The following is a 24,429-nucleotide window of genomic DNA, read 5'->3' as shown; positions in this document are numbered from 1 at the left end:
GCGGCGTGTCCAATCTCGGCTGCAAGCCTCAAGGGTGAACGCCATGCTCCAGACCACTCTCGCCGGCAGCCTGCCGAAGCCGACCTGGCTCGCCGAGCCGGAGCGTCTCTGGGCGCCTTGGAAGCTCCAGGGCGAGGCGCTCGAAGCCGGAAAGCGCGACGCCACCATCCTCGCGGTGAAGCTGCAGGAGGATGCCGGCCTCGACATCGTCGGGGATGGCGAGCAGGCGCGGGTCCATTTCGTCCATGGCTTCCTGGCCAATCTCGACGGGATCGACTTCGCCAAGAAGACGGTGATGGGCATCCGCAACAACCGCTATGAGGTCGAGGTGCCGACCGTGACGGGGCCGATCCGGCGCAAGGGGCCGGTCCATCGCATGGAAGCGCTTGCCGCCCGCGCGCATACCAGGCGCAAGCTGAAGTTCACGCTGCCGGGGCCGATGACGATCGTCGATACGATCGCCGACGAGCATTACGGACGGCGGGAGGATCTCGCCATGGCCTTCGCCATCGCTTTGAACGAGGAGGCGCGCGAGCTGCAGGCGATCGGCGTCGACGTCATCCAGTTCGACGAGCCGGCCTTCAATGTCTACATGAAGGAGGTCTCGGACTGGGGCATCGCCTGCCTGGAGCGCGCCGCGCAGGATCTGACCGCCACGACGGCGGTCCATATCTGCTACGGCTATGGCATCAAGGCCAATATCGACTGGAAGGCGACGCTCGGCTCGGAATGGCGGCAATACGAGGAAACCTTCCCGGCCATCGCCAGGAGCTCGATCAAGCAGGTCTCGCTCGAATGCCGCAACTCGCATGTGCCGCTCGACCTGATCAGGCTGCTCGACGGCAAGGATGTGCTGGCGGGCGCGATCGATGTCGCGAGCAACGCCGTCGAGACGCCCGAGGAGGTCGCGGCGACGATCCGCGCGGTGCTCGCCTTCGTTCCGCCGGAAAAGCTCTATCCCTGTACCAATTGCGGGATGGCGCCGATGTCGGGCGAGGTCGCCTATGGCAAGCTCGCAGCGCTCGCGGCCGGCGCGGCATTGGTGCGCAAGGAACTGGGCGGGCAGGGCTGAGGATGGAGCGGGTGAGGTGAGGGGGCTGACACGGTTCGAGCATCGTGGGCAGCGTGTCATCCCGGCGCGGCGTTTCGCGCTTCGGATGGGCCGGGCGATCCTGCTCTGGATCGGGCTGACGATTATCGGCATGTGCATCGGCATGATCGGTTACGCCACGACCGAGGGCATGGGTGCGACCGACGCCTTCGTCAATGCGGCGATGATCCTCTCGGGGATGGGGCCGGTCGGCGAGCTCAAGACGCAGGCAGGCAAGCTCTTCGCCGGTACTTATGCGCTGTTCTCAGGGCTCTTCGTGGTGATCGCCACAGGCTTCGTGCTGGCGCCGGTGCTGCACCGCGTGCTCCACTCGTTCCATGTCGAAGAAGGAAAGACCGACGATGACTGAGTCCGGCCTGCAGCCTGAGGAGGAACCACGCGGCAGCCTGACCGTACGCACCATCGCCATGCCCGCCGACACCAATTCCAATGGCGATATCTTCGGCGGCTGGGTGATGTCGCGGATGGACCAGGCCGGCGGCATTGCCGGTGTCGACCGGGCGCAGGGCCGGGTGGTGACCGTCGCGGTCGAGGCCATGAACTTCATCCGGCCGGTCAAGGTCGGCGACGTGCTCAGCGTCTATACCGAGGTGGTGTCGGTCGGCCGGACATCGATGAAGATCCAGGTCGAGGCCTGGGCCAGGCGCTTCCGGACGACGTTGAATGAGAAAGTCACGGATGCGAGCTTTACCTTCGTGGCAATCGACGAGGAAGGAAAGCCACGGCCGGTGCCGCCATTGCCGAGCAGTTAGATCTGCGGCGACTCGGCGATTACGCTAATGGAATCTTCACCTCCCCTTCAGCTTGCCTGGCCGCGTTAACCATTGAGACAGCGGGTGGTGGTTCTGTCGTGGTGTCAACCCCGACAGGACCTTGGTCATGTACCACCCGGCTCGCCACTATTTTCGCAAGCTGCTCACGCTGCCGTCGCGCCTGCGTTCAGACGAACGCGGCGGCGTCCTCATGATGTTCGCGGCCGCACTCGTGCCGCTGCTGACCTTGACCGGCGTCCTCGTGGAGACGTCGCGAGCCCAGAACGCGAAGATCGACCTGCAGAATGCGGTCGATTCCGCCGTATTGGCGGCCGCGAAGCTGAACGATGCGGACAATACCCGCGTTGCAACCGCTGGCCGCTATTTCCGCTCCGCCCTGCCGACCGGTTTTCCGGGGACGGTCACCACGTCGAATTTTGCGGTTACCAGCGGCAGCGTCTCGGTGACGGGTGCCGCGACGGCGACGATCCCGACAATGTTCGGCAGCATGCTCGGCGCTCAGACGACGGTCTCGGCGAATGCCACGGCGCTGATCGCCAAGCCGCAGGTCCGCCATCTCGATCTGGTCTTCTGTATCGACGCGACAGGTTCGATGCAGAATACCATCAATGCCGTCAAGAATACCGCGCTCACCTTCGAGAGCAGCCTGAACGGCGAGCTTGAGAAGCGCAAAATCGAGAAGTTCGACTCGATGCGCGTCAAGGTCGTTTTCTACCGCGACTACGGCGGCAACTCGATTCCCACCGGAAAGAACGCGGACATGCGCGATGTCGGCGACCGGCCGGTGATGAAGGTCAGCAATTTCTACCGCCTGCCCGATCAATCGACCGGCTTTTCCACCTTCGTCTCTCCAGAGAAGGCGAGCGGTGGCGGCGACCTGCCGGAATCCGGCCTCGAATGCGTCAACGAAGGCATGAACTCGACCTGGACCAAGACGGGCGAGACGGTCGTCGGCGGCAGCAGCGCCGGCAAGACGATCACCGCCTCGTTCAACGTCATCGTGGTCTGGACGGATGCCGATGCACAGCCGCCGTCCTACTCGCGCTCGCTGCTCAATCCCGATTATCCGCCGGCCAATATCATGCCGCGCAAATGGGTGGGGACGCCGCCGGAAGTGGGGCTGTCGGATAAATGGATTGCCGCACCCGCGATGGACCACGGCAATCAGATGCTGGTCTTCTTCGGAAACGCGCAGACGACCAACTGGAAGCCGGTTTCAAAATGGCCGAACTTCTTCCAGGGCGGCACGCTCACCCAGGGCAACACGCAGCTCGTCACCAAACTGGCCGATGCGATCGCGACCAAGACCAAGACGCCGACGCTGACCCACTGACGCCCGACTGGTATTCCGCTTCGGCAATCCATGGCTCTTGCGTCAAATCTTAACGATTACTGAATTGCCGGCTCAGGTCGGCGATTCAGAATAGTGCGCCCACTTAAGCGTTTTTTAAGCGCGATCCCCCATTCCTATAGGTCAAGAGGCTTGAAGCCCTCGAAGCTGGTTCAGAGGTCTGGGGGACCTATTTCATGCCCGTTTATCGGGACATCCCGGCTGTCGGCATCGCTGCCGATCTGATCCCGCTTGGTCGGGCTCTCCACCACCTAGCCTCCGCAAGCTATGCGGCTGCGGCGATGAGCCTCTCATCGCCGGGTCGTCCGACATTCGTGGCCCTGCCGGCCTGAACCATTTGCGCGCGGCGATGCATACCGGAGACCGATGATGAACAAGGCCAAGAAGCCCGAGCGCCAGCGTACGCCGCTGCGCATCGGTATCGCCACGCGCATCTATGCCGCGCTCGGCTTTCTGACCGCGCTGACGATCGTGGCGTCGCTCGTGGCCTGGTTCTCCTATGATCGCGTCAACCAGACGGTCGCGGATATGGTCGAGCGCAAGATGCCGGTGGTCGAGCTGGCTCTCGAATTGTCCCAGGCGGCGACGCAGTCGACCGCGCTTGCCGGCCGGTTCGGCGAGGTCCGCACCGTGCGCGAGCGCGCCAACCTGACCAACGAGCTCGACGCGGTCGAGTCCCGCCAGTTCGACCTGCTGCGCCGCATCGCCCAGGGCAATGTCAACAAGGACAAGGCGCAGAAGGCAATCGACGAGCTCTCCCGCCAGATCAACGGCATCAACGACCTGACCGGCGAGCGCTTGCGCAATGCCTCCGAGGCGGCCTCCGCCCTGGCGCAGCTCGACAGCGCCCGCGAGGAGTTCGAACGCTCGGTGTCGACCGAGGCCGATGCGGCCAAGTCCGACCTCCTGATCGGCATGGAAGGCATCAAGGGCCTGACCGGCAACGAACTCGACAGCGCGCTCGAGACCGTCATCGAGAAGGATTTCGTCTCGTTCGATCTCGCACGCGGCCTCCAGGCCGATATCAACGAGACGATCGGATTGCTCCGCGAGATCGCCCAGATCGACGACAGCTCGCGGCTCGGCATGGCGGGCAACCGCTTCCAGGCCATGGCGCAGCGCGTGCGCAAAAGCATCGCCGACGCCGAGAAGCTCGCGCCGAACGAGGGGCGCAAAAAGTCGGTCAACTCCATCCTGGCCACGGGCGAAGGCAGCAGCGGCCTGATGAGCGTGCGCGACCGCGACATCATCACGCGCGAATCCGTCATCGTCGGGCTGAAGGAGCTCAACCTGGCGGCCGAGGTGGTGCGCAAGGAGGTCGAGGGCCTGGTCAAGGGCGCACGCGGCGAGGCTCTCGAAGCCAAGGCCTCGACCAGCGCCATGATCGAGCAGAGCAAGATCTGGCTGGGCGGGCTCGGCCTCGGCTCGGTGCTGGTCGCGCTCGCGCTCTCGCTGATCTATGTCCGCCCGGCGATCGTCGGACGCCTCAACCGGCTCTGGTCCGCGACCCGCGCCATCGCCGATGGCCAGCTCGAGACCGTCGTCGACACCAAGGGCAATGACGAGATCTCCGACATCTCGAAGAGCGTACTGCTCTTCCGCGACAATGCGGTGGCCCTGCGCAAGGCCGAAGAACAGAAGATCGAGGATGACGCGCTGGCGCTGCAGCGCCGCCGCGAGATGATGAAGGAACTCGGCGATGCCTTCGGCGAGGTCGTGGCGGCTGCCGCGGCCGGCGATTTCAGCCGCCGCGTCGCCGCGACCTTCGCCGATCCGGAGCTCAACGCGCTGGCCGAATCCGTGAATTCGCTCCTGGAGACGGTGCAGGGCGGCCTCGGCGAGACCTGCGAGGTCCTGGCGGAACTCTCTGCCGGCCATCTCTCGACCCGCGTCGCCGGCCTCTACCAGGGCGCCTTCGCCGAGCTCAAGGACGGCACCAACGGCCTCGCCGAGGAATTCGAGAGCACCCTGGCGCGCCTCTCCGACACGGTCGCGGCCGTACGCAGCGCAACGAGCGAGATCCTCGACGGTGTCACCGACCTCGCCGAGCGCACCACCGAGGAAAGCAATGCCGTCTCGATGGCGACCAACCAGCTCGGTGCCTTCGCCGGCACGGTGAAGAAGACCGCCTCCGAGGCCGCCCAGGCGATGGGCATGGCCGAGAGCGCCGAGCAGCGCGCCCAGCAGGGTGAGAAGGTCGTCTCCTCGGCGCTCGACGCGATGCACCGCATCCGCGCCTCCTCGAACAAGATCTCCGAGGTCATCGCGATGATCGACGAGATCGCCTTCCAGACCAACCTGCTCGCGCTCAATGCGGCGGTCGAGGCGGCGCGCGCCGGCGATAGCGGCCGTGGCTTCGCCGTGGTCGCGGCCGAGGTGCGCAGCCTCGCCAAGCGCTCGGCCGATGCCTCCAACGACGTCAAGCGCCTCGTCGAGGCCGCCCATGGCGACGTCGCGGTCGGCGTCGGGCTGGTCGAGGAGACCTCGTCGATGTTCGAGAGCATCGTCGCATCGGTCAACGACCTCACCGGCCTGATGAACGGCATCTCGCAAACCGCCCGCAGCCAGGCCAGCGACGTCTCGACCATCAACAACGAGATCGACGGCATCGGCACGATGGCGCATCAGAACGCGGCGCTGGTCGAGGAGACCAACGCGGCTCTGGCGCTCACCGACGAGCAGACCCGCGCGCTGACCGAGCATATCGGCCGCTTCAAGTTCCGCGAGGGACATGTCGCCGAGCATGGCAAGGACATGGCGCGCGCCGCCTGACCCCCGCCACCAGTATCGAAGCATGCAAAAGGCCCGCTGCGGTACCGCAGCGGGCCTTACGCTTTTAAGATCGGGCCTTGCCTGCCGGCTGGCGGCGATGTTACGCGAGATGCGGGTCGGTAGCTCAATGGTTAGAGCTCGCTGCTCATAACAGCGCCGGTGCCGGTTCGAGTCCGGCCCGACCCACCACCTCTCTATTCTGTCACTGATTTTATTGTGTTTTTTCGCCTGTTTTTTCCCACGGGCTTCAACCCGGCCTGAAAGTGGGAAAGATCTGTTCAGGCTTCGTCCTCTGAATTGGGATCGTCAACGTCCTCGATTCCGTCGAGATCGCCGAGATCGATGAAGGCCATGCCGGCGCCGGCGAGCTTCCGCCGGTTTGCCTTGCGCGTGTAGAGGGCGGCCTGCTTAGGGCTCTCCCAACCAAAGATCGCCATCAGCTGATGCTCGGTCGCGCCATTGTCAGCGGCGATTGTCGCGCCTGCCTTGCGTAGGCCGTGAGCCGAGCATTGCGGCAGGCCTGCCTGATCGCACCAGTCCCGCATCTTGTTGCCGAAGCCGTTCCCGGTGAACGGTCGATCGTACTCGGTGACCAGGAAGGTCAAGTTTCCGGCAGGGGAGTGGTCGACGATGTGGCGAAGCGCCGGCAGCACCGGAAGCTGCCGTGCCTTCGGCTTGCGTCGGCCGTGCTTCTTCTCGGTGAAATGCAGCCAGCCGTCGCGGATCATCTGCCGGCCGAGCAGCACGACATCGGAGCGGCGCACGCCGGTGAAGAGGAGAAGCCCGAGCGCGAGGTGGGCTTTGGTGCCGAGCGGGTGACGCTTCGCAAAGGCGCGGACCTCCTCGATCGTCCAGGTGTGGAAGCCGTCGCCCTCGGTCTCGAAGAGCTTGATATCGCGCGCGAGGTTGACCTTGACGATCTGGACGTTGGGGGCCACCGCCCATTTGAAGACTTGGCGTAGTGCCTTGACGCGGTTGTTGCCGGCACCGGGCAGATCGAGCTTGCGATCGCGCAGCACATAGAGCGCCTTCAGGCTCAGATATTCGAGCGGCATGTTGGCGAAGGTGTCGGACGAGTCCGGCGCGATCGGCTCGTCATAGGTCGCCTCGAGGATCTGCTTGCGCGTCTTTCTGGTCTGAAGGTCGTTGCGCAAATAGTCGGCGCATTCAGCCATGTAGCGGGCGCAGAGCCAGCGGTAAGTCCCAGGCTTGGGCAAGGTGACGGTCGAGTTCGAGGCAATCCCGGCAGCTTGTTCCGGTGTCGGCTCCCGCTTCAGGGTGTCTAGCGCGGCCGCAGCGTCATAGGCATCCCGGAAGGCTTTGGTCCCCGGCTGCTCACGAATACGGACCTTGCTATGGCCCTTGCCGCGCCAGAAATAGATGCGGACGTTGCCGTGGCGGTCCAGGTCCTCATAGACGTAAGGCAGATCGATCTGCACCCTGCTCACCGCGATTTAGACCGCGACCTTCTTCCAGCGCTCGGCGTCGGCGCCCTCGCTTTCCGCGGCATCCTGTTCGGGCAGGGCATCGAAGGCAAGATCGAGCTTCCGCACGTCCCATACGACCCGGGCATCAATCTGTTTCGGTTTCGGCATGCGGCCGTCCTCGACCATCTGGTCGAACTTGGTCGCCGACACACAGATATAGGCTGCGGCCTGCAGTCGATCGAGCCCACGGGGAGGCAGAGAGGCGGGAAGCACCTCGGCGCGTCGAGCCCTTCGGCTATAGTCGACGACGGTCATAGGATGGCGGCGAAGATGGTGGCAGCGCTGCCGATGCCCAGCACGATCGCGAGGCGTCGGCTGAAGGGGTCATTGTCCTGCCTGCCGGCGACGCCGATGGCGCAGGCGATCACGAAGGACAGGCTGCCGCCGAGGATGAGCAAGTTGGCCATCAGCAGCGGCCTCCCACGGGGAAGGCGGAATGCTCGATTCCATCGAGCAGCCGACCCGCAGCCTTCTTGCCGATGCGGCCCATGACGTGGAAGCGCTCGCCGTGAAAGCCGCGCCCGCCCTCCAGGTTGAGCCAGCGCGTCCTGTCGTTGTCGGCAAAGCGACGACTGTAGTCCTGGCGCCAGTCGGGATCGTCGCGATCGCGGTCGATCTGCGGATACCAACTGCCCCATTGCTTGAAGAAAAAAGCGGTGCCGGAGGCCGCGCATTGATCGCGGATCAAGCGGGCCCAGTCGGGATGCATCGGCCGCGGACCGCTTTCGCCACCGACGATGATCCAGTCGATTTCGGAGAAATCGCCGACAATCGGCCCGAGCAGAGGTTCGCAGGAAAGGCCGACCCAGGGGATGCCGAGCTTTGCCTTGAGGGCGCGAAGTCGCGGCACGTCGCGATCGAACTCGGCCTGGTTCACGACGGTGACGATCAGGCCCGCGTGCCCCGGCCAAATCGTGCTGGCAATCGCTCCCAGCCGCTTCTCGACTGCGCTGATGCGCTTCGTAACGATCTGGATGTCGATCCGGTCGCATTGGACGATCTTTTCCCAAGCCTCGCCAAACCAGTCGAGCGGCACCTCGAGATCAAAGAGGTCCGACATGGACTGGACAAAGACGCGGCGGCGCGAGTTGGGATGAAGCTGGCCTATCTGCGCGTCTGCGGCCCACCACGCATAGTCGTTGTCGAGCCTATTGAGCAGCCTCGCTGCGCCCTTGATCTTCTTTCGCGGCGCGCCCGTCCCCCAATGGCCGGTTGAGAACCGGTCTGACAGCGTCTCGGCATAGCAGTGGTCACAGCCGGGGCCGACCTTGGTGCAGCCCCACCAGAAGTTGACGGTCGCGTCAGTCCATTCGATTGCGGTGCCGTCAGCCATCATCAAACCCTCATCGGCATAAGCACGACGAGGAGGCTGTCGCCTTCGCGCCGCTGGAAGATGGCGGGGGCGCCCGGCTCGGCGAGCTTCATCTGGACGGTGTCGCCGGCGAGCACGCCGACGATGTCGAGCAGGTAGCGGGCGTTGAAGCCGATCTCGATCGGCGGGCCGTCGTAGTCGGGCTCCAGCTCCTCGGTGGCGGCGCCGGCGTCGGGATTGGTGACCGAGAGGGTCAGACCGGCCTCGCCGAGGGCGAGCTTCACGGCGCGGCCGCGCTCGCTGGAGATGGTGGCGACACGGTCGATCGCGGCCTTGAAGGCTGCGGCATCGAGCATCGCGATCTTGTCGTTGCCGCTCGGAATGACGCGCTGGTAATCCGGGAAGGTGCCGTCGATCAGCTTCGAGGTCAGCGTCGCCGCGCCGAGCGTGGCGCGGATCTTGGTTTGCGACAGCTCGAGCGTGATCTCGCCATCCTGGTCCTTGGTCATGCGCGCGAGCTCGGCCACCGTCTTGCGCGGGATGATGATGGCGGGCATGCCGGCCGCGCCCTCGGGCAGGGGCATTTCCATGCGGGAGAGGCGGTGGCCATCGGTGGCGACGGCGCGCAGCTTCGCCTCTCCCCCGCTCTCATGGGCGTGCATGTGGATGCCGTTGAGGTAATAGCGCGTCTCCTCGGTCGAGATCGCGAAATCGACCTGGTCGAGCGTTGCGGCGAGATCCTTCGCCGGCAGGGAGAAGCGGTGGGTGAACTCGCCGATGGTGATGTCGGGGAAATCAGATTCTGGCAGGGTCTGGACGGTGAAACGCGAGCGGCCGGAGCGCAGGGTGAGCCCCTTGTCGTCGGCGCCGTCCAGCGTGATCGAGGCCGAGGCCGGGAGCTTGCGGACGATGTCGGACAGGGTGTGTGCCGGCAGTGTGGTGCAGCCCGGCTCCGCAACCTCGCAGGCGAGGCTGGTTTCGGCCTGGATGTCGAGATCGGTGGCGCGCAGGGTCAGCCGATCGCCCTCGGCGCGCAGCAGGATGTTCGACAGGATCGGGATGGTGTTGCGGCGCTCGACCACGCGGCTGAGCGCGGCGAGGGCCGGGGCGAGCGTGTCGCGCTGGACGGTGATCTTCACGGGATGCGTTCCGCTTCAAGGGAAAAGGGGCGGGGCCGAAGCCCCGCCAGTGCTGGGAGCTGGTCAGGCCTCCGGGGAGCCTTCGAAGGTCGGCGTGCCCGTGCGATCGGCGACGGTGGACAGATCGTCGCGCACGCGCTCGGTGACGTGCAGGTCGGGCCGATACATCTGGTAGAACCACCGGATCTTGCCGCCGGCCGGGCGGTACCGGAGGCGCACCGGGATGGTGATCTTCTCGCCCATAAAGAAGGGCGCGATGTTGAGCATGAACAGGCCGGGCACCTTGAGCGGCTGGCCATTGCTGTCGCTGTGGCGTTCCTCGAAAGCGATCTGAGCCTCGCCCGTCGTCAGGTTCACGACATTCTTGACCGCGCTGTCGACATTGACCTGCAGGCCGCGCGACAGCTGGATCAGCTGCGCTGGCGTCGCGATCTTGGTGTCGAAGTCGCGCTCCAGATTGATGCGCTCGTGATCGTTCGGCGCAGTCAGGTCGGCGATACGATCCTCGAGGAATGAGGCGAAGGCGCCCTGTTCCATCGGCTCGCCATTCTGCTCAACCCAGGCCTTCCACTCCTCCGAAAGCGGGAAGTCATAGCGGATGCGATGCTTCAGATTGTCGGCCGCGCCGCCGCTCACCTTGTCGTGGTAGTCGATGACGGCGGTAAAGCCGGGCTTTTTCCAACTCGTGTCCGCGAACACGGCCGAGTGCTCGGTCTTGTGCCGGTTGAGTAGATCAACGAACGATTCGAGCGTGAGCGCCGTCGCCGTCCCGCGCTTGCTGGCCGGTTTGGTTCGGAAGGCCTCGACCAGGTCCCGGGCGGGCGTGAGAGTTCCGTTGCGGGCGTCGACGATTGCCGGGATGGCTCTTGGAACACCGGCGCCGAGATCCGGCAATTCGACGATCGTCGGTAGGGAGAAGAGGCTCTTCTTCGTCAGGTCGACAATCGCCGCGATGCCGCGCTCGGAATTGGGAATAGCCCCCTCGAAGAATGTTTCGAGGGTCGCTGTGACGGGTTCTGAGGTTTTGGCGGTGGCCACTGCGGGCTCCTGTGCTGGTGGTTGAGAGGGGCGCGATCAGGCGTTGGTGCCGACGACGCCGCGCGGGCCGTCGAACATGTTCGTCTGCTGCGGGTGTTCGGTGCTCAGCGATCCGTCATCGAGCACCCAGAAGAAGGACGAGCCGCGCACGGGCTTGGGCCGCTTGGACTGCACGTCGGCGGTGATGGTGGCGGACCCGCCCTCGACCTCGATCGCGAGCGTTAAGGTGACCGTGCCCTTTGCCTTCGCCTTGGGCCGACCGCCGCACTGCGCCTTGAGATCGGCGAGCGTCTCGGTCAGCTCCTTCGAGACGGCGGCGATTGCCTCGCCATCCTCCAGTGAGCCGATGATGGTCTGCGCATCGCGGATGCGTTTCATGGGTGGTCAGGCCTCCTAGAGAGCGCGGCGTGGCGCGGCTTGGGGGGAAGTGGCAGCGGAGAAGCGCTCGTCGAAAGCTTTCAGGCAGTGATCAGCCCAGTCGGTGGCAACCATCGCGCTCAAGCAGCTGTTTGAGGTGGCCACGGCGACCCATGCCGCGAGCCAGACCTGCGTCCGGTCGAGCGCCTCGCCCTTCTTTGGGGTGACATCCATCGTCAGGCCTCCACCGGCTGGCGCGCGGCTGGGCGCGGCGCGGGTTTCGGGGAAGAGGGAGAGGCACCGAAGCGCTCCGGAAGGTACCGGCGCAGGCGCTCGCGGAATTCATCCGCCGTGTCGGGCCAAGGCCAGACCTTGAGCTTGCCGGACAGGCGCAGCGGCTCGGCCTGCTCGATCGAGGGGTGCCAGAGCCGGGTGCCGCGGCCGAGGAAATGGTTCCGCTCGGTCGCGAGCATCCGCAGGTCGTAAGCGCGGACGATGTCTCGGAACGCGGCCGGGCAGCCGCTCGTGCCGAGGCCGGCAGCCTGGTAGATCGCCACGTCGACACTCTGCTTCAGCCTGCGATTGACCTCGCGGACGATGCGTCCGGCGCCGGCGCAATCCTGCTCGGCCAGGGCCGCCTCGGCCTCGGCGATCGGGGTCGCCTTGTCGTTCAGCACGTATTCGTGCGCATCGTGCAGCAGGAAGCAGCCGGCGGCCTTGCGGTCGCCGGTGTCGCGAAAGACCGCGTCAGCTCCGACAACGCTGTGCTGCCCGACCGAGTACGGCCCGCTGCCGATATGGCCGGTGAAGCGCGGGATGCGCGCAAGCGCGTTCGGGATGTCGATGTCGAAATCGACCTGGCGCCAGTCGGGGGCCAGGAGCTCGAAGATCCGTCCGCTCTCAGTGGGGAGCCAAGTCACGCGCGTACCCTCCGGCCGACCAGCCAATAGCCCAGTCCGACAAGCACGATCAGGAAGCCGGCCAGGACTGTCGGCTGCAGGTGATGGTCGGCGACGCCGACGAGCAGGGCGAGGAAGGTGAGGCCGGCGAGCAGGATCACGGCCGCGAGGCAGAGCCCGGCCAGGACCGTGAACGCCTCGCCCGCGAGTGAGAGGCCTTGACGGAGCGTCGTCATCAGAGCGACCCGCCGCCGATGCCGGCCCAGGTCAGCAGGCCGAAGCAGAAGATGCCGAGTGAGGCGGCCTCGACGAATTGCCGGCCCAGCGTGTCGCGGCCGAAGGCATAGACGCCCGAGGCCTCGTCCTTCTCGCGCTCCTCATTGAAGCGGCAGAAGGCGGGCTGGCCATGGGCGCGGATCTGCTCGCTGGTCCAGCCCTTGGAGAGCAGATCGGCGAGGGAGACGACGGCATCCTCGCCGCCGTCGAAGACGAGGGCGCGGATGTCCTCGACCATGCGCTCGCCGATCGCGCCGGCGGATACCATGCGTGCGCGTTCGAACGGCCAAATATAGCCGTCCTGCGTGGCGATGCGACTTTCGAGATAGCCGCGGCCATGGCCGGCGGCGTCGGCGGGGTGCTGCTTCAAGGCGGCCTCCATCGGTTGGATGGAGAATGGATAAGTTGGATAAAACCAACTGTCAATAGGAAAGTTGGAAACATCCAATTCGGTGAGATCCGACTGGACTCTTGGTCGTGGCTGGGATGTAAATGAGAACTTAACGAGAACAAACCTGGAGCGTCGGGCGTGAGTATGGCCTGGTCAGATCATCGAGTTCCAACACCGCCGTTGTCCCAACTGACGGCGCTGGAAGTGCTGTGTGAGCCCTGCGGGCGCACTCGTCGGATGGAGGGCGACAAGGTTGGTCAGCTCGTCGAGCGGGGATATCGCAGTATCGACGATCTGGAGGGGCGCCTGGTGTGCTCTGCCTGTGCGGAGCGGCGCCGTCTAACAATCATTCCCTACTTCCGCCGGGCCGGGCAGGCCATGGACGCGTCCCGGGTCTACTCTATCGCGTGCGTGTAGGCGTACTCTTGCGTGCGCGCGGGCGATGGGTAACGTGGGGCTGGCCAAAGGCTGAGGGCATTCTGGGGGGCGGGGCATGCTGAAATACGCTTTGTGTATTGCTATTGGAATGGCAGCCGCGACAGGTGCTGTAGCCCAGTCGCAAGAACAGAAGAATGTAATGCAGCACCTTGCGGTGCTGTTTGTTGCTAACAAGTGGTGTTCGGATTATCGCGTGAGCGTCACTGCCATTAGTGCGGCCGCGGCGAAGGCTAAGGTTAACGTTGATAAAGAGCCATTCCGCACATTCTTAAACGCCGAGGTCGACAAAAGCGAAGAAGCGCTTTCAGACGCTGGGGCCAAAGCTGGTTGTGACGTTATTTATGGGCTCTACGGGCCAAAAGGGTCCGCGGTCTCTGGTCAGATTATGCGCAAGTAGTTCTGTTCCTATTGAATAGTCAGCCCCAAAGCTCCTCCATGGGGATGACTCTCAAGATGCGAGCAATCTCGTGGTGGCCGAACTCAAGGCGGCCGCGCGGGTTAAATTGTTCGACCACGATTTTCTTTGCGTCCCGGCCAACGAGCATTTTCACATAGGCCTTGCCCGCCTTGTCTTCTTCTGTCGGCTTCAGCTCGACCACGATGAAATCCTCAATCGCTGGCTTTTTGGAATCTACATAGACCCGCTCGCCATCGCGGAATTTCGGCCACATCGACAAGTTGGCGACACGTAGGGCGAATACGCCCGGCCGGTTGAGTAGACCGGGAGGCCGGACGACGCGATCAACGACGTTGCCGTTCAGCTCGAAAGCGCTCTCGTCGTCGTCGATGCTCGCTATGCCGACGCCGAGTTCCTCTACGTCTCTAACTGGCGCAGACCAGGGTGCCATTGCTGGGCCCTCCATGACCGCGTTGGGTTCCGCGACATAGGGCGCTATGGGTGCGGCCGGCTCGGCCTCGAGGCGCCCCATGGCCGACAAAATTTCTGTCGACGTGGCTCCGATGGCGATGGCCAGCTTCCCGACGTTGGCGCCCGAGACGCTTCGCTTCTTCCCGATGAGAATGTCGTTCACAAACGACCTTTCGAGGCCGCCGTCGCGAGCGGCTTCGAACGGATTCTTGCGACTGATGGCGAGCTTCGCCTCGACTAGTGATTTCAGTGTGGTCATGTTGGAAATATCCCACATGACTACCGTTGGATTCGACTTGGAAAAATCCCCTTGACGAGGTTGGATGTTTCCAACTATCTCGGAGGGTATGGAAGCCGAACTCAAAACGCACCTCCTCGCTCTGGTAGAGGCATACTCCGCCTCCCAAGGCCTCGGCGTCACTACGGTTTGGCGGCGAGCGATCAATAATCCCGCATTCCAGGATCGGCTTCGCTCCGACAAGACCATCACGCTTCGCAGCTACGACCGGGCAGTTTCGTGGTTCGACGCCAATTGGGCCGAGGGCGCAGCCTGGCCGGCTGGTGTCGTGCGTCCCTCCGTTTCCCCTCCCGCCAGGCCGCCGGTCTCCCATCCCATGCCGGTTGCCGCCCCTCCCAAAGCGGGCCCTTGCTCGGAGTCGGCCTCGGCCTGCTCCGAGCCTTTCCTTGCCGGAGCTGAGGCATGACGCGCCCGCTCTGCCTTCGCCAGTCGCCGGATCGCACTGCGCAGGCCTTCGCGGGCCTGTCGAACGCGCGCCTGGCGCCTCGATATCTCGTGATCCATGGGGTCCCTCCGCCGTGATCTGACGGGCCGACTGTCCCCCCGAACCGCGTTTTTCCCAACGAAAAAGCAATGGAGCTTTTTTCGTGAGCGATACCGCTTTGCCCGATGGGCTGATGACTCTCTTCAAGACCGGTGCCCGCGCACTGGTGTTGGCCTGTGCGGCGCCTGGGCAGACCGGGCCCCAGCGCGTGGAATCGATCACCGGCTTCAGCCAGGGCCAGATCTCGAAATGGGGCAGCGAGAACGATCCGGCGCTGATGCCCCTGCATGTCGTCGGCATCCTCGAGGCCGCGAGCGGCAAGCCGATCATGACCCGCATGCTCGCGACCCTGACCGGGCACCGGCTCGAGGCCTTGGCCGAGGGCGGCGACGCGCAAGTCGATCTGATGACCGACATCGTGCGGATCACCGGCAGCCATGCCCGCTTTCAATCCACCGCCGCCGACGCGCTCGAAGACCAGAAGCTCACGCCCGGCGAGGTGAAAGAGCTGATCAAGAGCGGCATGGCCCATATGGACCAGATGTCCGCGCTGCTGCGCCGGCTCGCGCCGTTGGCGGGGGCCTGAGATGGGGCCAGGTCAATTCAAGCCGGGCTCGCTCTCCCAGCTGGTGCTGGCGCGGATCCGCGAGGGCGGCGCCTATCCGGTGACGCGCCTGCAGCTGCGCCGCAGCTTCCCGGACCGTGACAAATTCATCGGCCGGGCGCTCGACCGGCTGATCGGCTCCAACCTGGTGCGGGAGACGCCCAAGGGCTTTCTATCGTCCGATGCGCCGCCGCAAGCGCCCTTCATCGAGCGCGCGCCGGCTGAGCCATTGTCGCCGGCGACGCGCCTCAACCTGGCCGCGATCGTCAACCTTGCGCATCGCTATCGCGGTGCCGGCATGGCCCAGCATGCGGTTTCGCTGATGGACCGGGCGTGCGCGGTGAAGAGCCTGCCGGTCCATGTCCGTGAGGATCTGCTGGCGCTGGCGGACCTCTTCCGCTGCGGCGAGCATCTCTATGGCGAAGCGCCGGCCGCGAGGGCGGCATGAGGCCACGGCGTTTCCAGATCGAGCATGCCGGCAAGCGCAAGCGCTCGGCCGCGCGCGGCATGGCCAAGCTCGGTTTCCCGGCGCTGGTGATCGCCATCGTCCTGAAAATCCGGATCGAGATCGCGCGCGAAATCGTCGCCTGCCGCAACGCGCCGGCGGCGCTGTGGAGCGCGGCCGAGCTGGCGCTTTTCCGGGAGAACGCCCGATGATGAACCTGCGCGAGATCGTCGCCGAGATCGAAGGCGCGGCCCAGCAGGAAGCGGCCGGCATCGCCATCCTGGAGACCACGCGGTTCGAGCCGGAGCTGGCGCGGACCGTGCCCTATGCGCTCGCGGCTGCGAAGCGGCGCGCCGAGGCGTTGGCTATGGCGGCGCAGCTGCTGCGTCACCCGATTTGCGCCGGGTTGCCCGGGCTGCCGGCCGGTGGGGCGCGGCCATGAGCAAAGCGCTGGCCTTCCTCGATGGGCGCGTCGTGCTGCATCCCGGCGATTGCCGCGTGGTACTGCGCGGGCTCGCCGATGCCTCGATCGATTCCGTCGTGACCGATCCGCCCTATGCGTTGGTTTCGATCGGCAAGCGTTTCGGGAAGCTGGGTTCGGCTCCGACACGCGACGGCGACGTCTATTCGCGCGCCTCGGCCGGCTTCATGGGCCAGCGCTGGGACACGGGCGAAACCGCCTTCGATATCGAGTTCTGGGCCGAGGTGCGGCGCGTGCTGAAGCCGGGCGGGCATGTCGTCGGCTTTGGAGGGACGCGGGCGCATCACCGGATGTGGCTCGCCATCGAGGAGGCCGGCTTCGAAATCCGCGATAGCCTGCTTTACCTGTTCGATCTCGACCCGATTGTCGAGGTCTTCTTCCTGTCGCTCGATCTGTGGCAGCAGCAGACCTTTCTCTACATCATGGACCAGGCCGGACCGGGCGGCATGCTGGCCTGGATCTATGGCTCCGGCTTCCCGAAGAGCCATGATGTCTCGAAGGGGATAGACAAGCAGGCGGGTGCTTCCCGCGCGGTGATTTCGGAGGGGCGTGCCGTAAAGCGCATGATTCCCGGCGCAGACCAGCACAAGCCGGGATGGGAGAAAACCAACGGCAGGGTGTTTGTGCCGACCGAAACGGCGCCTGCGACTGACCTTGCCGCACTGTGGGAAGGCTGGGGCACGGCGTTAAAGCCCGCCTGGGAGCCAATTGTCCTGGCGCGCAAGCCGCTAGCTGGCACCGTAGTCGAGACGGTGCTCGAGCACGGGACCGGGGCGCTGAATATCGACAGGTGTCGGGTTGGCAATGAGGTTCTGCCGGAGCAGCGCGCTGGACAGGCGAGACTAGGAACCTTTGAGCGCACCGGCATGGTGACGCCAGAGCGGACCGGCCGCTGGCCAGCCAATGTTCTCCACGATGGCGGCGTTGAGGTCTTGGCGGCCTTTCCAGATGCTGCCGGCCAACTACGCAGCGTGACGGGCGCCGAGAGGGCTAAGCGCACCGTCAATGCCTTCGGTGACTTTGCAGGAACACACCACGGTGCCGAGCCTCGCGCCGATTCCGGATCGGCTGCGCGGTTCTTCTACAGCGCCAAGGCGGATGCCGACGACCGGCTCGGCTCGAAACATCCGACGGTCAAACCCATCGACCTGATGCAGTGGCTCTGCCGGATGGTGACGCCCCCCGGGGGAACGGTGCTCGACCCGTTTGCGGGCACCGGCACGACAGGGGAGGCCGCATTTCGCGAGGGATTCCGCGCTCTACTGATCGAGCGTGAAGCGCAGTTTCAAGCCGATATCGCCCGGCGCATGGAGCTGGCGCTCGCCGGCCCGGTGACGCGGAAAGCGGCAAGCATCAAGGCGCGGGGCAAGGGCGGGAGGAGCGCGGCCGGCGGACTTTTTGACCAGCTGGCAACCGAGCAGAGCGCCGCCGCGCTCGACGCGGCGGAGTAGCGCGACTTGATCCGCTATCTCTCTGTCTGTTCTGGCATCGAGGCCTTCACAGTAGCGACCGAGGGGCTTGGCTTCGCGGCCGCGGCGTTCTCCGAGATCGATCGCTTCGCCTCGGCAGTGCTGGCGGAGCGCTTCGGCTCGAACATGCCGGGCGAGCCGCTCCCCAAGAATGCGCCGCCGAATATCGGCGACTTCACGCGCCTCCTCGATGACGCGGACCTGCGCGCCTCGCTCGGGCGCATCGATCTTCTGGTCGGCGGCACACCCTGCCAGGCCTTCAGCTTCGCGGGCAAGCGGCTCTCGCTGGCCGATGCCCGCGGCAATCTCACCCTCGCTTTCGCGGTGCTCGCCCATGAACTTGTTCGACATGGACTTCGGAACGCCGTCTGGGAGAATGTCCCCGGCGTCCTCTCCACGCCCGACAATGCCTTCGGCTGTTTCCTGGGAGCGCTTGTCGGAGCAGATGCTCCCCTCGATCTCCCGCGAGGAATCGGCCGGTGGCCGGACGCAGGCATGGTTTCCGGGCCACGGGCACGGGCGGCTTGGCGGGTTCTCGACGCTCAATATTTCGGCCTGGCCCAACGACGCGAGCGTGTGCTCCTTGTCGTCGATCTTGGAGGAGGGGCCGATCCCGCATCGGTACTATTTGAGCCCCAAAGCCTGCAGGGGAATTCTCCGCCGCGCCGAGAAAAGGGGGAAAGAGCTGCCGGCGCAACTCAAGGCGGCGCTGGAAGCCGTGGCCGCCCGCCAGGGGGGGGCAATGCATTCGGGGGTAACAACTGCGCCGGGCCAATAGAAGTCGCGACCGCTGTCAACGCCCATGGCGGGCCGATGGGGCGTATGGATTTCGAGAGCGAGACCTTCATTGCGGAGGTTGCGCAGCCGCTCGGTGCGAAGTGCGGGGGAGGCTGGCGCAACGACCTCGACAACGACACTTATGTTGCCGAAATCGCCGCGGTCCTGGATGCCAATTTCGGGAGATTGCAGGGGGCGTCCGGACAGGACGCCAATCATGGTCATTCGCATCTCGTGGCCTTCGACACGACGCAGATCACCAGTGCAGCGAACTGCTCCAACCCGCAACCTGGCGATCCCGGCCATCCACTTGCGGCGTCCGCTCATCCACCGGCCCTGGCCTATCGCGTCAGTGGAAATCATGGAGCTTGGGAAACTGGCGACAAGGTTGATGCGCTTACGACCGGGACAGATCGCACGGCCCATCTGGTCGCCTTCAGCATCATGCCGCAGAACAGCGGCAGGGACTACAAGGCCCGCGAGGTGGATATAGCCCAGCCGCTGATGGCTGGCGGTCCTGTCGGAGGTAATCAGGGCGGCGATTATGTGCTGCAGAATTGGGCCGTGCGTCGCCTTACACCCGCTGAATGCGCGCGCCTGCAGGGCTTTCCCGACCACCATTCCCGCATCGCCTGGCGCGGCAAGCCGGCTGAGCAATGCCCGGACGGGCCGCAATACAAGACCTATGGCAACTCCATGGCGACCAAGAAAATGCGCTGGCTGGCGGAGCGGCTGGCGGCGGCCCTGGCAAGCGCTACGTTATGACGGCTTCACCGACCCATGATGCGCGCGAGCGCAGCCTTTGCCAGGTAGCCGGACCGCGTCGAGCCCTCGGCCGCGGCGCTGCGGTCGATAGCGTCCAGCAGCGCCTCGTCGATGGTCACGTTGATCCGCACGGCCTTTTCCGGGACCTCGATTCGGAGCGTGACGAGCGTTCCGCCCTCGAGCTTGCCGCCGAGAGCGCGGACGATGTCGCCGGGTGTGCTCAGCAGCGGCATCGCCTCGCCATCCTCGATCATGCCCTCGATGTGGAAGCGCAGGGCCTGCTCGCCGCGCAGGATGATGTCGTTGAAGGTGTCCGCGGTCGAGATGCAGCCCGGGAAATCGGGGAAGGAGATGCCGAAGCTCTCGCCCTCCTGGTGGATCAGTCCGACGACGTGTCGCATGGTTCGTTCCTTTCCGGGCTGGGACTACCAGTCCCAGCCCGCCTGCGTGAAGATCGATTTCAATGTGCCGGTCGGTATCTCGCGGGTGCCCTGATCGATTGTGACCCGCCCCGGCCGGTCAGGCCGCTTGTACTGGACGTGATCGCCGGGGCCCTTGCGGACGATGACCCAGCCCTCGGCGCGAAGCCTCGCTTCGATATCGCGCCTCTGGTTGCTGTGCTTGCTCCGACCCATCGTCCCGCTCCGTTTGATGTGTGTATTTATACACACTACATTTCGCAAGGTCAAGCGAGAATGTGTATTCGTGTGTATGAATTTGGGGTGGCGGCGTGAACCGTCTGAGCGAGGCCCAAATCGCCGACCTAAAGGCGCGGGTCGATCTCGGCGGCCTGGCTCAGGAACTCGGCGCGCGATTGCGCCGTGCCGGCGGGAAAATCGTCGGCTCCTGTCCGATCTGCGGCGGCGGCGCGCGGGCGACGCGCTTCGAGGTGAAGGGCGAGGCCTGGGTCTGCGCGGTCTGCTGTGATGGTGGCGACGCGATCAGGCTGGTGCGGCAGGCGATCGGGCTGGATTTCGCTGGCGCGATCGAGCGGCTCGGCGGTCCGCGCGCGCTCTCGGCCGAGGAGGCGCGTGCCCTTGAGGCGAAGCGGTTGGCACGCGAAGCCAAGGAAAAGGCCGAGGCGAACGCCTATCGCGAGCGCGAGCGCGCCGCGTGTCTGCAGATATGGGGCGCCGGGCACTCGGCGAGGGAAGGTAGTCTGCTCCGTTATCTCAACGGGCGCGGCCTGATGCTTCCGAGCTCGGCGCTGGTGCGCGAAGCGCCGGCCGTGGGCTATTTCCATGGCCGCGAGGAGGACGAGCGCGGGCGAATGGCGCCGGTGCTGCTGGCGCGCACGCCGGCCATGCTGGCGCAGCTGCTCGACAATGACGGTCAGCCCTGCGGGCTACACATTACCCATTTGCGGGCCGACTGGAGCGGCAAGGCCGAGCTGCATGACCCTGAGACCGGAGAGATTCTACCCGCGAAGAAGATGCGCGGATCCAAGCAAGGCGCGCATATCCGCCTGCGTGAGCCCTCGGCTACGCAGCTGCGTCTGGCACACGAAGATGGGCGGCCGGTGCGGATGTTCATGGGCGAGGGTATCGAGACCACGCTCGCCGTGGCGAGGGCGCTTTACCGGGCAGGGCGGCTCGATCCGCTCGACATTTTCTGGGCGGCCGGCGATCTCGGCAATCTGGGCGGGCCGCATGCGGGAACGCTGGCGCATCCCAGCCTGACAACGCCGAAAGGCCGGCCGCAGCGGGTGCCCGGGCCGGAGCCTGCCGATGGGCCAGCAATACTGATCCCGCCGGCGGTGTCTGTGCTGCTGCTGCTCGGCGATGGTGATTCAGAACCCGTCCTGACCGCGCAGACGCTGGAGCGCGGCAAGCGCCGCTATGCGAGGCCGGGGCTGCAAATAGGCATCGCGATGGCACCTGACGGCCAGGATTTCGGTGATTTGGCGAAGGCAATGCCATGAGCGATGACCCTGACGATACGATCCTCGCCATTGTCGAGGGTGCCCTGGCACAGGCAGACGCCCCGCAACCCCGCAATCGAGAGGATGGCCCCGGTCGCGACGCGCGCGAGGACCAGCCGGATCGCGGCCGCGACCATGTCGACCGGCTGGAATTCGCCATGGCGCTGCTGCCGAACGACACGGATAACGGGCGCCGGCTGATCCATTGGCGCGGCGACGAGCTGATTTTCGTGCGCGATGTCGGCTGGCATGTCTGGAACGGACGGTTCTGGGACCCGATCGGCGCGGCCGAGGCGGCGCAGCGGCTGGCCCAGCGTGCCGCTCGCTGGATCGCCGCCGAAAGCCTGGTGATGCATCCGACGCCGGAGCAGCAAGAGGCGATCGATGCCGGCCGAGAAGCGCGGCGCGTGGCCGAGGATGAGCGCAGCGACGGGCAGAAGCTCGCGATCGAGGAAGGCAAGCGCGCCATCGCCGCCTGGTCGAGGCGAAGGGGCAAGAGGCGTGATTTCTCGGTCTCCTGCGGCAATGGCGCGCGCATCGCGCAGATGCTCACCCAGGCCTCGCCCCACCTTACCGTGGCGGTCGATGCGATGGATGCCGACCCCTATCTGGTGAACCTCGAGAACGGCACGCTCGTCTTCGAGCAGACGCCCGACCCCGAATGCCCGGATCCGGACGTGGTGCGGCTGATCTGGTCTGTGCGGCTGAAGCTGCACGATCGGACGGACCGACTGGCCAAGCTGATGCCTGCGATCTTCGAGCCCGGCGCGGCCTGCCCGCGCTGGCAGGCCTTTCTCGACCTGTGCCAGCCGAACAAGGCGATCCAGCGATTCCTGCAGGTGTTCTATGGCTATTCGCTGCTGGGTATCATCGGAGCGCAGAAGCTCGCCTTCCACTATGGCGAGGGTGCCAACGGCAAATCGACCTTCATCGAAGCGATCTGGCGCGCCTGCGGCTCCTATGCCGGCACGCTCAACTCCGAATCGGTGACGGGCACGCAATCGCGCGGGGCGGGGCAGGCGACGCCAGATATCGCCCAGCTGCCCGGCAAGCGGCTGGTGCGCGTCTCGGAACTGCCGCGCGGCGAAATGCTGCGCGAGGCGCTGGTGAAGCAGCTGACCGGCGGCGAGCCGATGATGGCCCGCCACAACTACGGCAATTTCTTCGAGCTCAGGCCGGTGTTCAAGGCGACCATGTCGGGCAACGACAAGCCGAGGATCGACGGCGTCGACCTCGGCATCTGGCGCCGGCTCTCCCTGGTGATCTGGGCCGAGACGATCCCGGAGGATCAGCGCCGCGAGATGGAGGTGATCCTGGCCGAATTCGCGGCCGAGCGCTCCGGCATCCTCAACTGGCTGATCGAGGGCACGCTGTCCTACCTCAATCACGGGCTGATCGAGCCGCCGGAGGTGAAGGAGGCGACCAAGGCCTACCGCGCCGACATGGACCAGGTGCAGGGCTTCATCGACGCCTGCGTGGTGCGACAGCCGCCCGTCACGCCGCCCGACGAGCCGAAGCAGCTGCCGAGCCGCATGCTCTATGAGGCTTATGAAAGCTGGTGCCTCGCCAACGCGATGAAGCCCTGGAGCGAGAAGGCCTTCAGCCAGACCATGGTGAAGAAGGGCTTCGTCAAGCACGACGGCCGAATCCGCACCTTCGAGGGCATCACGCTGCGCGACGTGCCCGAGCGGCCCGAGCCCCGCAACCCCCGTTATGGAGACGACAGGTGACGCGCAATGCTCGCACTTGCCATGTGTTTTTGCTGATCGATGTCGATGTGACCTCGCTTGCCATGCGCGTGGCGCGTCGAGGGTTGCGAGGGTCGCGCGAGGGTTTGCGGAAACCCTCGCAGGGCGAAATTGGAAGCGTACTCAATGGGATAGATGAGGGCATGCGAGGGTCGCGCGGGTTGTCGCGCCTCACATAGACATGTGGGGTTTCGGGGAAGCCCCGAACCATAATCCTCACAATGCCCATACACGTCCTAAACCCTCGCAACCCTCGCAGATGAGTAGATAAATAATTGAATTGGTTATGGATTTTGGCTCGCGAGGGTTGGTTTCAATGCTCGCAAGACCCTCGCAACCCTCGCAATCACGGAAAGGCCGGACCATGGCGGTGAAAGAGCAGATCGATATCGAGGCGCTGCTGCATCGGGCTTATGCGCAATATCGGGTTCACCGGGTGACACCGGGGAACGTGCTCGGGCTCTACGCGCCGATGCAGGGACCGTCGAGCTATGCCTCGCTGATGTCGATCCTGGAGCTCGGCACGCGGGTCGACACCAGCGGCATCGGCGCGCGGCTCGCGGGCTTGCAGACCATGGCCTCTGCGACGCCGGACGACATGCTGATCGTCCATGATCATGTGCTCGCGCTCTCGCAATGGCTGATCGAGGGGGCGGATACGGCCGAGCCGTCCGTGTGGCGGCGAGACGAGATCGCTGCGAATGGCTGGCGGATCGAGGATGCGGCGACGGGGCTCTGGCTGGTGCGGCCGGATACGAGCGGCGAGGCCGCGGACGTGTGGGCGCGGCTGACCGAGCCATATCTGGCTGCTGTCGTCATCGAGCATGCGAGCGCGGGCTCACGCCCTGACTGGCAGACCGGGCGCGAGAAGCGGAGAGGCCGGGCTACCAAGGTCGAGTTGGCCGAGGAGCGGCAGGCGAGGGCGTTCTATGCCTGCTGGCGTGCGGCGCTGGCTGTGCTGGCGGCGGAGCTGGCGTCTGTTCTGGCGAAGCACGAGCCGACCGGGCCGGCTGCGTCGGCAGAGCCCTGGAACGCGCGAGTGCTCGCCGATGTGGTGTGAGAGGGGCTTCCGGAGCCATAATTCAATGGCCCGCAACTCACTGAAATCACAAGCGTAATGCCGTTTTGACAGCGCCAAGCCTATTGACGTAGTATCTCTCACACCAAATCAGGTTCAAGAAAGCCCCGACGCCACCGCGCCGGGGCTTTCGCGTTCGGGAGGCCG

29 protein-coding genes and 1 tRNA gene are annotated in these 24,429 nt (G+C 65.3%); 16 read left to right on the top strand and 14 right to left on the bottom strand.

Going from position 1 to position 24,429, the window contains the following annotated elements:
* The first annotated feature begins 43 nt into the window (after positions 1-43).
* The 6 genes from EV560_RS00645 (at position 44) to EV560_RS00620 (ending at position 6,196) form a co-directional block, all read left to right on the top strand.
* Complete coding sequence (locus EV560_RS00645) at positions 44-1,072, top strand: methionine synthase (protein ID WP_131852984.1); 1,029 nt, start codon at positions 44-46, stop codon at positions 1,070-1,072.
* Between the two features lie 16 nt (positions 1,073-1,088).
* Complete coding sequence (locus EV560_RS00640) at positions 1,089-1,460, top strand: hypothetical protein (protein WP_131852982.1); 372 nt, start codon at positions 1,089-1,091, stop codon at positions 1,458-1,460.
* Positions 1,453-1,863, top strand: coding sequence for an acyl-CoA thioesterase (locus tag EV560_RS00635; RefSeq protein WP_131852980.1), 411 nt, complete (start codon positions 1,453-1,455; stop codon positions 1,861-1,863). Before EV560_RS00640 ends, EV560_RS00635 begins: the two co-directional genes overlap by 8 nt.
* 127 nt (positions 1,864-1,990) lie before the next feature.
* The gene (locus EV560_RS00630) at positions 1,991-3,217 is read left to right on the top strand and encodes a pilus assembly protein (RefSeq protein WP_131852978.1); all 1,227 of its coding nucleotides are present in this window, start codon (positions 1,991-1,993) and stop codon (positions 3,215-3,217) included.
* 387 nt (positions 3,218-3,604) lie between these two features.
* Complete coding sequence (locus EV560_RS00625) at positions 3,605-6,007, top strand: methyl-accepting chemotaxis protein (protein WP_165923259.1); 2,403 nt, start codon at positions 3,605-3,607, stop codon at positions 6,005-6,007.
* A 113-nt stretch (positions 6,008-6,120) separates the two neighbouring features.
* Positions 6,121-6,196: transfer RNA gene (locus tag EV560_RS00620), tRNA-Ile, on the top strand.
* 89 nt (positions 6,197-6,285) lie between these two features.
* On the opposite strand, the gene EV560_RS00615 is transcribed toward EV560_RS00620, so the two are convergent.
* The 11 genes from EV560_RS00615 to EV560_RS00570 all read right to left on the bottom strand — a co-directional run bounded on the left by EV560_RS00615 (position 6,286) and on the right by EV560_RS00570 (position 12,885).
* Positions 6,286-7,446 carry a tyrosine-type recombinase/integrase gene (locus EV560_RS00615; RefSeq protein WP_131852974.1) on the bottom strand — a complete coding sequence of 387 codons (1,161 nt, stop codon included), beginning with the start codon at positions 7,444-7,446 and terminating at the stop codon, positions 6,286-6,288.
* A 15-nt stretch (positions 7,447-7,461) separates the two neighbouring features.
* On the bottom strand, positions 7,462-7,749 hold the full coding sequence (locus tag EV560_RS00610; protein WP_131852972.1) for a hypothetical protein: 288 nt from the start codon (positions 7,747-7,749) through the stop codon (positions 7,462-7,464).
* A complete protein-coding gene (locus EV560_RS35640) occupies positions 7,746-7,901 on the bottom strand; it encodes a hypothetical protein (protein ID WP_165923258.1) in 156 nt (51 codons plus the stop codon). Before EV560_RS35640 ends, EV560_RS00610 begins: the two co-directional genes overlap by 4 nt.
* Positions 7,901-8,827, bottom strand: coding sequence for a DUF5131 family protein (locus EV560_RS00605; RefSeq protein WP_131852970.1), 927 nt, complete (start codon positions 8,825-8,827; stop codon positions 7,901-7,903). The genes EV560_RS35640 and EV560_RS00605 overlap by 1 nt, the downstream gene beginning before the upstream one ends.
* Positions 8,828-8,829: 2 nt before the next feature.
* On the bottom strand, positions 8,830-9,945 hold the full coding sequence (gene dnaN, locus EV560_RS00600; RefSeq protein WP_131852969.1) for a DNA polymerase III subunit beta: 1,116 nt from the start codon (positions 9,943-9,945) through the stop codon (positions 8,830-8,832).
* A gap of 63 nt (positions 9,946-10,008) precedes the next feature.
* Positions 10,009-10,983, bottom strand: coding sequence for a DUF2303 family protein (locus EV560_RS00595; protein WP_248311834.1), 975 nt, complete (start codon positions 10,981-10,983; stop codon positions 10,009-10,011).
* A 36-nt stretch (positions 10,984-11,019) separates the two neighbouring features.
* Positions 11,020-11,361 carry a hypothetical protein gene (locus EV560_RS00590; RefSeq protein ID WP_131852967.1) on the bottom strand — a complete coding sequence of 114 codons (342 nt, stop codon included), beginning with the start codon at positions 11,359-11,361 and terminating at the stop codon, positions 11,020-11,022.
* Positions 11,362-11,376: 15 nt separating this feature from the next.
* Complete coding sequence (locus EV560_RS00585; RefSeq protein WP_131852965.1) at positions 11,377-11,574, bottom strand: hypothetical protein; 198 nt, start codon at positions 11,572-11,574, stop codon at positions 11,377-11,379.
* Between the two features lie 2 nt (positions 11,575-11,576).
* Positions 11,577-12,260: a hypothetical protein gene (locus EV560_RS00580; protein ID WP_131852963.1), complete on the bottom strand. Its 684-nt coding sequence runs from the start codon at positions 12,258-12,260 to the stop codon at positions 11,577-11,579.
* On the bottom strand, positions 12,257-12,475 hold the full coding sequence (locus EV560_RS00575; protein ID WP_131852961.1) for a hypothetical protein: 219 nt from the start codon (positions 12,473-12,475) through the stop codon (positions 12,257-12,259). Before EV560_RS00575 ends, EV560_RS00580 begins: the two co-directional genes overlap by 4 nt.
* Positions 12,475-12,885: a hypothetical protein gene (locus EV560_RS00570; RefSeq protein WP_131852959.1), complete on the bottom strand. Its 411-nt coding sequence runs from the start codon at positions 12,883-12,885 to the stop codon at positions 12,475-12,477. Before EV560_RS00570 ends, EV560_RS00575 begins: the two co-directional genes overlap by 1 nt.
* 514 nt (positions 12,886-13,399) lie before the next feature.
* Between EV560_RS00570 and EV560_RS00565 the strand changes: the two genes are divergently transcribed.
* Positions 13,400-13,741: a hypothetical protein gene (locus EV560_RS00565; protein ID WP_131852957.1), complete on the top strand. Its 342-nt coding sequence runs from the start codon at positions 13,400-13,402 to the stop codon at positions 13,739-13,741.
* A 19-nt stretch (positions 13,742-13,760) separates the two neighbouring features.
* Here the strand turns inward: EV560_RS00565 and EV560_RS00560 are convergent, their stop codons facing one another.
* Positions 13,761-14,471 (bottom strand): S24 family peptidase, encoded by a 711-nt coding sequence (locus tag EV560_RS00560; protein ID WP_165923257.1) that lies wholly within the window; start codon positions 14,469-14,471, stop codon positions 13,761-13,763.
* Between the two features lie 626 nt (positions 14,472-15,097).
* Between EV560_RS00560 and EV560_RS00555 the strand changes: the two genes are divergently transcribed.
* The 6 genes from EV560_RS00555 to EV560_RS00525 are packed head-to-tail and all read left to right on the top strand — an operon-like array spanning position 15,098 to position 19,535.
* Positions 15,098-15,580 carry a hypothetical protein gene (locus tag EV560_RS00555; RefSeq protein ID WP_131852953.1) on the top strand — a complete coding sequence of 161 codons (483 nt, stop codon included), beginning with the start codon at positions 15,098-15,100 and terminating at the stop codon, positions 15,578-15,580.
* Position 15,581: 1 nt separating this feature from the next.
* Positions 15,582-16,046 (top strand): hypothetical protein, encoded by a 465-nt coding sequence (locus EV560_RS00550; protein ID WP_131852951.1) that lies wholly within the window; start codon positions 15,582-15,584, stop codon positions 16,044-16,046.
* Entirely contained in the window at positions 16,043-16,255 is a 213-nt protein-coding gene (locus EV560_RS00545) for a hypothetical protein (protein ID WP_131852949.1), read from the top strand. Before EV560_RS00550 ends, EV560_RS00545 begins: the two co-directional genes overlap by 4 nt.
* Entirely contained in the window at positions 16,252-16,485 is a 234-nt protein-coding gene (locus tag EV560_RS00540) for a hypothetical protein (RefSeq protein ID WP_131852947.1), read from the top strand. The genes EV560_RS00545 and EV560_RS00540 overlap by 4 nt, the downstream gene beginning before the upstream one ends.
* Entirely contained in the window at positions 16,482-17,975 is a 1,494-nt protein-coding gene (locus EV560_RS00530) for a DNA methyltransferase (protein WP_207907929.1), read from the top strand. Before EV560_RS00540 ends, EV560_RS00530 begins: the two co-directional genes overlap by 4 nt.
* A gap of 6 nt (positions 17,976-17,981) precedes the next feature.
* Positions 17,982-19,535 (top strand): DNA cytosine methyltransferase, encoded by a 1,554-nt coding sequence (locus EV560_RS00525; RefSeq protein ID WP_131852945.1) that lies wholly within the window; start codon positions 17,982-17,984, stop codon positions 19,533-19,535.
* A gap of 5 nt (positions 19,536-19,540) precedes the next feature.
* Here EV560_RS00525 and EV560_RS00520 read toward each other — a convergent pair whose 3' ends face one another.
* Both EV560_RS00520 and EV560_RS00515 read right to left on the bottom strand, forming a co-directional pair.
* Entirely contained in the window at positions 19,541-19,936 is a 396-nt protein-coding gene (locus EV560_RS00520; RefSeq protein ID WP_131852943.1) for a type II toxin-antitoxin system HicB family antitoxin, read from the bottom strand.
* 24 nt (positions 19,937-19,960) lie between these two features.
* Positions 19,961-20,170 (bottom strand): type II toxin-antitoxin system HicA family toxin, encoded by a 210-nt coding sequence (locus EV560_RS00515; RefSeq protein ID WP_131852941.1) that lies wholly within the window; start codon positions 20,168-20,170, stop codon positions 19,961-19,963.
* Positions 20,171-20,265: 95 nt separating this feature from the next.
* Here EV560_RS00515 and EV560_RS00510 point away from each other — a divergent pair, with 95 nt between their 5' ends.
* The 3 genes from EV560_RS00510 to EV560_RS00500 all read left to right on the top strand — a co-directional run bounded on the left by EV560_RS00510 (position 20,266) and on the right by EV560_RS00500 (position 24,264).
* A complete protein-coding gene (locus tag EV560_RS00510) occupies positions 20,266-21,456 on the top strand; it encodes a DUF7146 domain-containing protein (RefSeq protein ID WP_165923256.1) in 1,191 nt (396 codons plus the stop codon).
* Positions 21,453-23,186 (top strand): DNA primase family protein, encoded by a 1,734-nt coding sequence (locus tag EV560_RS00505; RefSeq protein WP_131852937.1) that lies wholly within the window; start codon positions 21,453-21,455, stop codon positions 23,184-23,186. Before EV560_RS00510 ends, EV560_RS00505 begins: the two co-directional genes overlap by 4 nt.
* 382 nt (positions 23,187-23,568) lie before the next feature.
* The gene (locus tag EV560_RS00500) at positions 23,569-24,264 is read left to right on the top strand and encodes a hypothetical protein (RefSeq protein WP_131852935.1); all 696 of its coding nucleotides are present in this window, start codon (positions 23,569-23,571) and stop codon (positions 24,262-24,264) included.
* Positions 24,265-24,429: the final 165 nt, after the last annotated feature.

The sequence above is a fragment of the Allobosea sp. BK604 genome, from assembly GCF_004341515.1.
Lineage (GTDB): Bacteria > Pseudomonadota > Alphaproteobacteria > Rhizobiales > Beijerinckiaceae > Allobosea.
Note: the sequence above shows the minus strand (reverse complement) of the source record. Positions and strands in the feature narration are given on the sequence as shown.